The organism is Mucilaginibacter sp. P4_G9 (genome assembly GCF_056400985.1).
The window spans coordinates 20623-33147 of sequence record NZ_JBFUKF010000003.1; the positions used below are offsets into that span (position 1 = coordinate 20623).

A 12525-nucleotide genomic window follows, 5' to 3' on the forward strand; every position below is an offset into this window, starting at 1 on the left:
TTTAAACAATGTTTATTTATTAATTTTAATTGCAAAATTAGATAATTTTATTGCATAAACAATGTTTTAAATAAAACAAGCATATAACTTATTCAGAAACGACAATCATGTAAAACGTGAAAACTATCAATAAATTTCAAGATTGGGGTAACCGGCATCATCCTGCCGCTATAGATGTTGTGCGGATATTGCTTGGGCTGTTCCTGCTTTTGAAAGGTTATGCTTTTTTACAAAACATGGCTTATTTAAGGTGGATGCTTTCAACCCAGGACCTTGCCAACCTGCCGCCGGAAGCCATTTCCTTTATCATGTTTTATGTAATTTTCTGTCACATGACCGGCGGAGCATTGTTAATGCTGGGAATCTTAACCAGGTTGGTTTGTTTAATGCAATTGCCGATTATTTTAGCCGCCATATTTGTGATCAATATTTTTAAATCTTCCCTTAATACCGAGCTCTGGCTTTCAATTTCAAGTGGAATATTGTTATTGGTGTTTCTACTGCTTGGTTCCGGGCCTTTATCGCTCGATAACTACTTTAATAAATTAAAAGCGGAATGAAGCAAGTTCAACGCGGCATGCTGTTATGTCACATTTATTTTTGCAATTTAGCCCCTGAATGAAGGAAACAAAAAACGGTTGCGACTTAACCAGCTGCTATCTGTGTACGCACTGCGCCGGGGATTGGAGACCAGCTATCGCTGTTCATAAGAAAAACTTCACGATTAAAAAGGGGCAGCGGATTTTTAGCGAAGGCGATTCGGTTACCGGGATCTATTTTATTTTCTCGGGTAAGGTAAAGGTACATAAACGCTGGGATGCCGATAAAGAGATCATACTTCGGTTTGCAAAACCAGGAGATATTCTGGGTCATTTAGGTTTAGGGAATGAGCCGGTATACCCGGTGTCGACAACAGCGATTGAACCTGCAACGGTTTGTTTTATTGAATTGCCGTTCTTCGAATCTTCATTGAATATGAACCCGAAGCTTACTTATTCGCTGATGAAGTTTTTTGCCAATGAACTCCAGGAATCTGAAAAACGAATGCGAAATTTGGTTCATATGCCCGTGAAAGAACGTATTGCATTAGCCCTGCTTACTTTAAAAAAGCAGTTTGGGGTTGATGATACCGGCGCGCTAAATATTGAGCTTTCCCGACAGGATCTATCTTCCTTTGCGGCTGTTTCTTATGAAACACTATTCAAAGTCACAAACGACTTTATCCGTAATAACCTGATAGAAGTTAAGGGCAAAAATCTTAGCATCACAAATGAAAACGCTTTGATGGAAATGACCCTGGATTTAAAAATCAAATAGCCGCTTTGTTTAAATTATACATTACGTTTTTCCCTTTTTTAAAAAACTAACGGACCTGACTCCTTTGGATTACAAGGCAAAGTATAACAAGGAAGCTGTTTTGGTTTGAATTCAATTAAGAGTGAAGGTCATTAATTTAACGCACAATGGGATAAGTCCAATTGATACCAGAATAAATAAACCAACCCTTACATAATTCAAACTCTTCCAAAGCATAGTTTTATTTAATAAATCAGTTCTTACGGAAGAGGCGTTTGCAATCTTCTGAAAATCAATAATATTAGGCGCAAAATATAGTAATSTCCATACTCTGACAACAAAATGCACTGCAAATAATATTAAAAGCCAATTTCTGATTAAGTCTAATTTCCAACAAAATATAATTGCAAGAATAAAAGTTATTTCGTGAATGGAATGTAATACTATCCAAAAGAGTTTAAAGTCGAGTCCATATTTGCCCTTGAATATTTGGAATGAATCAGGTGGTGATGCCGTCCATTTTGGGACGATAACTATTGTCTCAAATATTTGAGCGCCATTCATTAAGAAGTAAATAAGTGTAGTAACAAAAAGCCAAATTTCTGCCCTTAACAAGTAATTTGATGTTATACTATCCATATTCCTATTTTTTAGATTTATTTAAATTGTCTGTCACTTCCTTCATTATTTCCATCGCTGAAAGCATATATCTTTCTATAATTTCAATTTCGTTTTCTTTTAATTTTGAAATCATGCTTACCATCTTTTTTTGTAAATCTGAAAATGGTCCACCCAATAGCTTCATTGCAGTTTGAGTATTAGGTACTATTATAATTTTTCTTCGATCATGCTTGTCAAATTCTCTTTTTACCAAATTGTTTCTTTCAAGCCGATCTATTACTCCTGTTACGGCGCCTGTAGTTAAGCCTGTAATTTTCGATAGGTCGCCCGCTGACATAGAACCATTTCTTATTAAAATCCCTAAATATTTATGATCTGTTCCAGACAAACCTGCACTATGGGCAATTGCTTCGTGCATTGCGATAGTAATGTCTGAGAACTGCCTTCCCATATCGGAAATTGCTTGTATATCCCGTTTGTCTAATTCCCTCTTCATAGACTAATCATTTATCTTATAATATAAGTATCTTAGTTACAAAGATAATAAACTGAACATTTATTCAAATCATTTTTTCATAAAACTCAAAAAACTTTTCAGGGTTATTTTATATTTCCGGCAAGGCTTATATCATCAAATCGTGCATAAGCGGTTAGGGAAGCACCCAGGCGGGTGCACCGAGCAATATATTAACTTTCAGAAAAAACGGATATAATCACTTACAGTTAGAACAGACAAAGCTAAAGTGGATTAAGCTTTCTTATGATCTGATCTCAAGCTTATATCCTTTGCCGCGTATAACAACAATTTTGCTATTCGGATCAATTTCCAATTTTTTTCTAAGTTTTGATATGAACATATCCAGGCTGCGGCCTACTATAACACCTTCATCTTCCCATATCTCTTTTTGCAACCGGCTTCGCTCTATAGTTTCGTTAGGAGACAACGCGAAAATAAGCAGCAGACGGGTTTCAGTTCCGGTCAGGTCTATCGTCTTACCATTTATGATGAGCTTCCGATTCTTCGCATCAAACAAAACTGAGCCCAAAGTGATCATGCTCGTATTCTGACCATCCTCAGGTAAAGCTCTTCGCGGTTTAAACGATCTAAAAAAAACAAAACCAACAAATGCTAAAAATGGCAGGCTGCCCAGAAGATATCCATTCTTTGCTGCGGTTATGCCCGTCGGTTTAAATTTAATGTTGATCATGTAACATGCTCTGGGTTGCACTCTTCCTCTGCATGCTACAATATCATCTTTTTTATTTTTGGATATAGCGAATCCATAAGCTACAGTGGAGTTGCCGCAGTTCAGAACGTTAACAACATAATCACGTGTTAACGGGTCTTTGGCTAACAAACGCCCGGTAGTATTTACCAGGGAGTCCGGTTGAAAAGTGAGCTCATTCTCAAACCCGATCTGGTATTCGTTTTCGGCGATCTTTTTTACCGGAAGAACTCTTGATGTACGGTCGCCCGACTGTAAAAGCAGTTCATGCCCTATCCTGCGGAGCAAAACTTCCCTTCTGGCGATATCAAAATCGTCACTGCCGGTCATACTGAAAGCCGCGCAGATTACAGAGATAAACGAGAGTATTATCACTCCGAACAGGTACTTGCGTTTCCCGGATATGAGAATTCTGCTATCTAACATAGTGTCAAGATTTTATTTTACAAAGTTTACATTTTTATTTACAATTAAAGCTCTCCACGCTGAAATATATCAAAGTAATTTTGCTGCATCAATTCTGATAGGTTATGAAAAATAAAAGAAACGTTCTATGTTTTACTTAAAATTTAAAAAAATGAAAAGATTATTTGTATTTGTTCCGGCTATCTTCCTGGTATTATTTCTACTAAATTCTTTTGTGTTAAAAGAAAAGGAAGCAAAAAAGAAACCAATAAAAGAAGGCAAATCATCGGCGATTGTCAACATCATTTTTAAATCTGCTGATGGCGGACAAACATGGCAGGACATAAGCGAAGGACTGCCTGAAAAATTGCAGAGAGAAGGTGTGTGGAGAGATGGTTTATTTGCAAATGACCGTGGGCTATATTTACGTGCTGGAAATGGGGTTTATCACAGTGAACCAAATTCCACAACTCCTTTTTGGACAAAAGAAATTTTCCCTGGTAAACAACGTAACATTGCCCCTGGCAAGAATGGGATACTCGCATATGATTTCAGGGGTCAATTTTTACAAAAAATAAACGGAACAAATAATTGGTCACCCATGTACACGGATTTTCAAGAGCAAGCCGTACGCATAGACAGAACGATAGATTGGATGTACAAGAATTATAAGGAGAGAGAAGTACGCACCGTTTTTGAAACTGCCGGAGGCACAGTTTTCATTGGCTCCAACACCAGCCTTTTTAGATCCACTAACAGTGGAAAAACCTGGAAACAAGTGCACGTTGGAGACGGTAGAATGAAATTGGCAGAGTCAAACGGTGTACTCCTGAGTACCAGCAAAGATGGAATATTAAGATCGACCGATGATGGTCAAAACTGGGATAGTGTGATTAGCGAAGGGGGTGTTGGCATCGCTGTGGAACGTATAGATGGAGGATTTGCTGCTATAGTCTACAACACAATAACCCAAACAAACAGCATGCACATTTCACTGGATAGTGGAAAAACCTGGAATGCCATAGGCGAAGAACTTCAACCTTCCTGGAATAGTTTATTAATGAAAAAAATAGGCTTACTTAAATCTTCATCGGATATTTTATCAATTAAGCAAATGGGTAAATATTTAATATGTGGCCGCTCAGATGGTATATTCCGGTCATCAGACATGGGCAAAACATGGAAAAAACTGTTACTTCCTGCTATAGAAAATTATGGCTTCAATTTATCTGTTTCAGGCAACGTGATTTATGTCACACCAAATAAAGGATGTTAAAAAAATCCAAACTCAGAAATAATGTGTATCGCTGATTTTAAATCATGTGGTAATTATTATTAATCAATATCATTTCTGTAGTATGAACAACAAGCTAACAATCACCTACCTAATTTTAATTATTGCTCCATTTTTCTTCGGTGGTCGTGGTCCAAGCATACAGCGCTTCAACTCATCCATAAAATAGTTCGGGAAGCGCTCAGTTAACCGCACCCGAATGAATAAGACCGCGATTCCAGGCCAGAATCGCGGTTTATCATTACCCGGGCATTTGTGCATGGTAAAATATTTATTGCAGCAAGGTGCCGCCCGCCAGGCCTCGCCTCCCCTTTTTAATTAAACATTAACTATTTGAGGTGAAAAAGACCTCATAAACTCTTGTGCTTTTTCCACCATCTGTTCTGAACCAATAAAAATAGCCGAACGTTGGTGAAGCTCCTCCACTTCTAACTCAAGTATTCTTTCATAGCCATTTGAGGCTATCCCCCCGGCCTGCTCAACTATAAATGCCATTGGGTTACATTCATAAACCAGGCGCAGCTTTCCGTTTTTATATTTTGAGGTAGTTGGATATATAAATATGCCCCCTTTAATTAAACTACGATGAACATCGGCAATCATCGAACCGGTATATCTTGAGGTATATGGCCGGTTGGTTTCATCATCCTCCACCTGGCAATATTTTATATATTTTTTTACCCCGGCCGGCAAATGCATATAATAACCTTCATTTATTGAATAAGTGTTGCCTTCTTTAGGAATACTCATTTCCGGGTGCGACAGGCAAAACTCCCCTATGGAGGGATCGAGTGTAAAACCATTAACACCCTTCCCCGTGGTATAAACAAGCATGGTTGATGAACCGTATATTACATACCCGGCTGCAACCTGTTCGGTTCCGTTTTGTAAAACATCATCAAGCGTAGCTTTTCCGGCGTTTGACTTTCTGCGATAGATAGAGAATATAGTTCCTACGCTCACATTTACATCAATATTTGATGAGCCATCCAAAGGATCAATAGCCACTATATATTTGGCATTTTTTGATATGTCTGAGTCAATATATACATGTTCTTCATTTTCCTCTGATACAACAATGCAGCATTCGCCCCCACTTTTAAGGGCCGCAATAAATTGCTCGTTGGCATAAATATCCATTTTCTTTTGCTGTTCGCCGTGTGTATTGGTTTCGCCGGTTTCACCAATAATATCCATAAGGCCGGCTTTATTTATTTCACGGTTAACAATTTTTGCAGCAATACCAATATCCCGCAAAAGCCTGGAAAGCTCCCCTTTTGCATACGGGAAATGACTTTGTTTCTCTATAATAAATTGTCCTAACGTTTTTACTGCTTTCATATAAATATTTACTGGTTTGTTAACATAACCTTTGCATCGGAGCAAAGTGGTTTATAAGGTATCAAAAGGTGATTTTTAAATACCAGGCAGGTTTATGGTGCCTGTTTGTACGGGCCAATTATAGCCGGTTATTATCCAAATCCCTTTTTACTAAGGTAGTTGGGCTGTATCCCCTAACTGTCATGCACTGTCTTAAGGTTTTAAACACTGTATGCCCTGTTAATATAACCTTGACGTAGATATTTATACTTAAAGCTTAATTATTATACTTCTTTTCATCATAAAAGGCGGTAACTCTTTAGATAATATCGTACAATAATTTGATAACAGATAGGTAAAAACCATATACGTCTTTACACATCTTTGTCTATACCAACTAAGCAACCGAACTCATTATTTTTTCCTGGCAAAGTGGTGTTCAATTTTAAACAGCGTATATCTATTAAATGATACAAACAAATACTGCCTTTCGGGATATTACGATAAGATTCCCGGCACAAATTATTATCGGAACAAATTCTATCCTGAAACTGGAAGACGAAATTGTTGGTGCCGGGTATACCAATGTATTAATAATTACTATAAATCCTCTTTTAACCAGGCTTAACCCGCTTATACAACAACTAAAGCAACAGGGTATTAATATCCTGGTAAACACCTCTGTTATACAGGAACCATCATACGATGATCTTGATATTTTATTAAAGTCTGTAGCAGGTAGTCCTATTGATGTAGTTATTGGTATTGGCGGTGGCAGTGTACTTGATATTGCAAAATTACTAGCCGCTCAAATTAATAACGACCAAAGCCTAAGCGACATTGCCGGTATTGGCCTGCTTAAAAACCGCAGTATAAAATTAATTTGTGTACCAACAACCGCTGGCACAGGCAGCGAGGTATCGCCAAATGCCATACTCATTGATGATGCCGACAATCAAAAAAAGGCAGTTATAAGTCCATACCTTATTCCGGATACGGTAATAATTGATCCGTCATTAACATTTAACCTGCCGCCTGATGTTACAGCCGCCACCGGGCTTGACGCGCTTACACATTGCCTTGAGGCTTATACAAACATATTTGGACATTCATTTATTGATATGTATGCTTATGAAGGCATGCGGCTTATTGCGGGCAACCTTGTAAAAGCGGTTAAGAACGGGACCGATGAAATTGCCCGCACTCAACTGGCCATTGGCAGTATGCTGGGCGGTTTTTGTTTAGGGCCGGTAAATACAGCAGGGGTACATGCACTCTCCTATCCTTTAGGCAGTATGTTTCATTTAGCACATGGCCTGTCAAACGCTTTGCTTTTACCACATGTAATGAAGTTTAATATACCGGCTGCTCCTGCCCGTTATGCAAATGTGGCCCGAGCACTCGGCTGTAACAGCTTTGATAGTGACATTGAAACCGCCTACGCCGGTGTCGAAAAAGTCCGCTACCTGTTAAAACAATGTGGCATCCCCGGAGGGCTGAGCGAAGCAGGCATAGATAGAGCTGCTATACCAATAATGGCCACTGATGCAATGAAAATTACACGATTACTTAAAAATAACCCACGTACAATAGCTTTTAAAGATGCTATAAGTATTTATGAAGCAGMTTATTGAAATAAAATGAAAATAAAAAAGAAATACAACGGTTTAGTGGTACCGTCAATAACCCCCTTAACCGAAAATCACAAGCTGGATCATGAAGCTGTTGAGAAAATTTTTGACAATATTTTCAATTATGGAGGTGTTCCCTTTATATTGGGTACTACGGGCGAATCTCCATCATTGCCAAATGATGTTAAACACGACTTCATAAAGCTGGCCGCAAGACTTAAGCAACCCCATAAACTACTGTATGCAGGCATATCATCAAATTGCGTAACCGATTCAATTGAAATGGCCAGGCAATGCGCCGATGAGGGGGTTGATGTAGTGGTAGCACACGTGCCAACCTATTTCACATTAACGGAGGCCGAAATAAAAGATTACTTTGAAACCCTGGCCAGTAACATTCCGTTGCCGCTTATTATTTATAATATACCAGCTACAACCAATGTATCTATACAGTTAAATTTACTTAATGAGTTAAGCCATCATGAAAATATAGTAGGTACAAAAGACTCTGAACGCAATTATGAACGGTTAAAGCAGTCGCTCAGTTTATGGGCTAAAAGGCCCGATTTCAGCCACTTTTTAGGATGGGGGGCACAATCTGCACATGCCCTGTTCACCGGGGGCGATGGGCTTGTACCAAGCACCGGCAACCTGTTTCCGGATATTTACTATAAGATGATTGTAGCTGCCGACAATAATAACGAGCCAGCCGCGCTGCTTTTACAAAAACATTCAAACTTAATTGGCGATCTGTACCAGGGCAAGCGTCTGTTGGGCGGTTCACTGGCCGCATTAAAATCATTAATGCAAAGTGCCGGCCTTTGCCAGCCATACATGATGCCGCCTTTACAACCGGTATCAGAAGCAAGTGCCGCTCAATTACAACAGGACTTGCAAAACATAGTTACCCGCGAAAATCTTAATCTACCAATTTACCAATGATCAATAAAAAACCAATTATAGGCATCACTATGGGCGATCCGGCAAGTATAGGGCCCGAAATAGCTATAAAGGCCCTGCTTACCAAACGATTGTTTGATATATGCAGCCCTGTAATTATTGGCGATGCCGCTGTTTTTAATGATATTGTTAAAAGGCTTGGCATGCAAGCCACCATCAACCCTATAAAAAGTATAAAGGATGCCGCCTTTATTTACGGCGAACCCGATGTGTATGACCTTCAAAATGTTGATATGAGTCAACTCCGTTTTGGCGAAATATCGGCAATGGCCGGTAACGCGTCTTTTGAGGCCGTAAAAAAAGTGATTGATCTTGCCCTTGCAGGTGAGGTTGATGCCACCGTTACCGGGCCCATCAATAAAAAATCAGTAAACGAGGCYGGGCATCATTTTGCGGGCCACACAGAAATATACGCGCATTTTACAGGTACTAAAAAATACGCCATGCTGCTGGTTGAGGATAACATGAAAGTGATCCACGTTTCAACCCATGTATCGCTAAGGCAGGCTTGCGACCTGGTAAAAAAAGACCGCATAGTACAGGTAATTGAACTGCTACATAATGGCTTGATTCAATTGGGTGAAACCAACCTCAAAATAGGCATTGCCGGTCTTAACCCTCACGCGGGCGATTCCGGCTTGTTTGGCACGGAGGATGACCAGGAAATACTGCCTGCCGTACAGGAAGCGCTTAAGGCAGGTTATGACGTAGAGGGTCCTGTACCTGCCGATACGCTATTTTCAAAAGCTTCAACAGGATATTACGGCGGCGTAGTGGCCATGTATCACGACCAGGGGCATATCCCCTTTAAGCTTACCGGCTTTAAATGGAATGCGCAAAAACAACAGATGGATAGTGTAAAAGGAGTGAATATTACCATGGGGCTGCCTATTATACGCACTTCGGTTGATCATGGTACGGCCTTCGAAATAGCAGGAAAGGGAGTAGCCAGTAGCGATGCAATGATACTGGCTATTGAATCGGCCATACAGCTTAGTAAAAACAGGATAATGCAAAACGCATGATAGCCGTAATTGCAGATGATTTAACAGGAGCAGCAGAACTTGCTGGTATTGGACTTGGTTATAAGCTAAAAACCGAGGTTAGTACCGTTATTGATTCAAACTGTAATGCCGACCTGCTTATCATTGCAACCAATACACGTTCATTACCCGAAGCTGAAGCCATGCACATCATGGCGGAACTAACCATTCAATTGATGTCGCTTAAACCCAGGCTCATTTTTAAAAAGATAGATTCTGTTTTACGCGGGCATATTTTAAATGAAATTGAAAGCCAGTTAGCGGTATCCGGATTAAAAAGGACATTAATTATCCCGGGCAATCCATTACATGAAAAAAAGATTGTTGACGGTATTTATTATTATAAAAATGAGCCGATACACCTTAGCGATTATGCCAATGATCCTGCATTTCCGGCAATAACATCAAATGTTAAAGAAATGCTTAGGGCAGCCAACCCTATAAACTTATTAAAAACCGGGGAAGAATTACCGGAAACCGGCATTATGGTTGGTGAGGTATTTGATGAAATTGATTTAAACTATTGGGTTGAACAAGCTGATGGCGATACACTTTTAGCCGGTGCATCAGGTTTATTTAACAACCTGCTTCAGCACCTGTTCTCTGCACAACCGGCCGGTTATTCATATCCAGGCTTGCCAGGCCGGCGTTTGTTTGTATTTGGCAGCACATTTTACCAGGGCAAACTTGCGGTTAATAATGGCCTCCTGAACAATATAGCTGTACATTATGTACCGGCCGCCATCGTTTGCAGCGAAGATGATGACAAGCAAATAATTTATCTGTTTGCAAGTCACGTTGCCAGAAGTATTATTCAGCAAAATAATGCTATCATCGCCATAAATCCTGATTCTATCAGTGGTATAAAAATCGATCCCGTTTTACTAAGTAATAAAATAGCCACCATTGTAAAACAGGTGATCCAATATACTACGCTAAATGAACTGTTAATTGAAGGCGGTGCAACTGCATGGTCGGTTTTAAGCCAGTTAAATTTTAAAAAAATGTATCCTGTTAACCAGTTAGCTCCGGGTGTTATCCGTATGAACGTACCTGGTGATACCCAATTATATGTAACTTTAAAGCCCGGCAGCTATGAATGGCCTGCCGCGGTTTGGGTAACCAATTAATTATACCTGATTATGAAACATGAAACCCTGCACCTGGCAGATTATATTATTATAGCATTAGCGCTGGCCATTTCATTAACCATAGGCATAAGATTTTCAAAAGGACAAAATTCAACCAAAAAATACTTTGTATCGCGCGGCTCAATACCCGCCTGGGCAATTGGCATGTCGCTTATGGCTACGCTCATCAGTAGTGTAACATTCCTGGCCTACCCCGGGGAAGGTTTTTCATCAAACTGGATCCTGCTTGTACAGGGTTTAATGGTGCCCATAGTATTGCTTTTAATAGTATGGTTTATTGTGCCACTTTACCGCGAAGTTATCGGGGTAAGCACTTATGAATATTTCGAAAAACGTTTTGGCACTTTTGCCCGTTTTTATAGCTCAATAAGCTTTGTATTAACCCATTTTTCAAAAATGGGCACGGTATTTTTCCTACTCGCCCTCGCCCTCGCTAATATGACAGATACCAATACCTACGCCATTATCTGGATCATAGGATTTGTCATTATCGTTATCACCCTCATTGGCGGTATTGAGGCTGTGATCTGGGCTGATGTGGTACAGGGTTTCCTGCTGATAGGTGGCGGCATAGTATCATTTATTATACTCATCTGTTCTATAAAAGGCGGCCTGCCCGAGCTTTGGCATATTGCCAGTATCAATCATAAAAACAATTTTGGCCCCTACACCTGGGATTTCAAAAAGCTCACTTTCATAGTAATGGCCATTAACGGGGTGTTTTATGCCATACAAAAATACGGCACCGATCAAACCATGGTGCAGCGCTACCTGACGGCCAAAACAGATAAGGCAGCCATCCGCGCCTCCATAATGGGTGTAGCCCTTACGGTTCCGTTATGGGCGCTTTTTATGTTTATCGGTACCGCTTTGTTTGCTTTTTACCAGCAAAACCCCTTACCTGCAGGCATTAAAGCCGATGCGGTTTTCCCTTATTTTATTATGAGCAAACTGCCTACAGGCGTAGTTGGCCTTATTTTGGCTGCGTTAATATCAGCTGCCATATCAAGTCTTGGCGCCGATCTGAACTGTCTTTCGGCAATTGGGGTTGAAGATTATTACAAAAAGTTCAGGCCAAATAAAACTGATAAAGAATACCTTAAAGCGGGCAGGTGGATAGTAGTAATTGCAGGTATAGGCGCTATAATGATTGCCTCGCTTTACCTGCTTGCAGGTGATGAGGGGGCTTTAGGTATCGTATTCACCTTATATGCCATATTTTCTGGAGGGATTGCGGGTATATTCCTGTTAGGATTGTTTAGCAGCCGTGCCAACCGGCAGGGACTTAATATTGGGATAGCCGCCTGTATCGTATTTACGGCTTATGCCTTTTTAACATCTACCAAAATTGGTTTAGGTGATCAAAAGCACATCCTGCTCGATTTGGAAGAATACAACTTTAATCAGCATAAATACATGCTGGGTGTTTACAGTCACCTGGTTGTGATCATTGTTGGATCGGTAGCCAGCCTGTTTTGGCCAAAACCTAATATCAACAAAAACCTGCTTTTCAGCGGCTGGCTCGAAGCTAAACGCGCCGGTAAGATCGGTGAGCAACATGAGGTTACAATTTGAGAT

11 protein-coding genes are annotated in these 12525 nt (G+C 40.0%); 8 read left to right on the forward strand and 3 right to left on the reverse strand.

Annotated features, from left to right (window positions below):
- Positions 1-116 precede the first annotated feature (116 nt).
- Entirely contained in the window at positions 117-560 is a 444-nt protein-coding gene (locus tag AC1DPZ_RS00840) for a DoxX family membrane protein (protein ID WP_477400573.1), read from the forward strand.
- A 58-nt stretch (positions 561-618) separates the two neighbouring features.
- Positions 619-1317, forward strand: a complete 699-nt coding sequence (locus AC1DPZ_RS00845) for a Crp/Fnr family transcriptional regulator (RefSeq protein WP_477400574.1) — start codon at positions 619-621, stop codon at positions 1315-1317.
- A gap of 622 nt (positions 1318-1939) precedes the next feature.
- Here the strand turns inward: AC1DPZ_RS00845 and AC1DPZ_RS00850 are convergent.
- Complete coding sequence (locus AC1DPZ_RS00850) at positions 1940-2413, reverse strand: MarR family winged helix-turn-helix transcriptional regulator (protein WP_477400575.1); 474 nt, start codon at positions 2411-2413, stop codon at positions 1940-1942.
- A 262-nt stretch (positions 2414-2675) separates the two neighbouring features.
- Positions 2676-3569 carry a winged helix-turn-helix domain-containing protein gene (locus AC1DPZ_RS00855; RefSeq protein WP_477400576.1) on the reverse strand — a complete coding sequence of 298 codons (894 nt, stop codon included), beginning with the start codon at positions 3567-3569 and terminating at the stop codon, positions 2676-2678.
- 151 nt (positions 3570-3720) lie between these two features.
- Here AC1DPZ_RS00855 and AC1DPZ_RS00860 point away from each other — a divergent pair, with 151 nt between their 5' ends.
- Entirely contained in the window at positions 3721-4824 is a 1104-nt protein-coding gene (locus AC1DPZ_RS00860; RefSeq protein WP_477400577.1) for a WD40/YVTN/BNR-like repeat-containing protein, read from the forward strand.
- Between the two features lie 336 nt (positions 4825-5160).
- Here AC1DPZ_RS00860 and fbp read toward each other — a convergent pair whose 3' ends face one another.
- Positions 5161-6183, reverse strand: coding sequence for a class 1 fructose-bisphosphatase (fbp, locus tag AC1DPZ_RS00865; RefSeq protein WP_477400578.1), 1023 nt, complete (start codon positions 6181-6183; stop codon positions 5161-5163).
- 446 nt (positions 6184-6629) lie between these two features.
- Between fbp and AC1DPZ_RS00870 the strand changes: the two genes are divergently transcribed.
- The 5 genes from AC1DPZ_RS00870 to AC1DPZ_RS00890 are packed head-to-tail and all read left to right on the forward strand — an operon-like array spanning position 6630 to position 12522.
- On the forward strand, positions 6630-7796 hold the full coding sequence (locus AC1DPZ_RS00870) for an iron-containing alcohol dehydrogenase (RefSeq protein ID WP_477400580.1): 1167 nt from the start codon (positions 6630-6632) through the stop codon (positions 7794-7796).
- 6 nt (positions 7797-7802) lie between these two features.
- The gene (locus AC1DPZ_RS00875) at positions 7803-8735 is read left to right on the forward strand and encodes a dihydrodipicolinate synthase family protein (RefSeq protein ID WP_477400581.1); all 933 of its coding nucleotides are present in this window, start codon (positions 7803-7805) and stop codon (positions 8733-8735) included.
- Entirely contained in the window at positions 8732-9778 is a 1047-nt protein-coding gene (gene pdxA, locus AC1DPZ_RS00880; protein WP_477400583.1) for a 4-hydroxythreonine-4-phosphate dehydrogenase PdxA, read from the forward strand. Before AC1DPZ_RS00875 ends, pdxA begins: the two co-directional genes overlap by 4 nt.
- Positions 9775-10926, forward strand: coding sequence for a four-carbon acid sugar kinase family protein (locus AC1DPZ_RS00885; RefSeq protein WP_477400584.1), 1152 nt, complete (start codon positions 9775-9777; stop codon positions 10924-10926). The genes pdxA and AC1DPZ_RS00885 overlap by 4 nt, the downstream gene beginning before the upstream one ends.
- A 12-nt stretch (positions 10927-10938) precedes the next feature.
- Positions 10939-12522, forward strand: coding sequence for a sodium:solute symporter family protein (locus AC1DPZ_RS00890; protein WP_477400585.1), 1584 nt, complete (start codon positions 10939-10941; stop codon positions 12520-12522).
- The last annotated feature ends 3 nt before the right edge of the window (positions 12523-12525 follow it).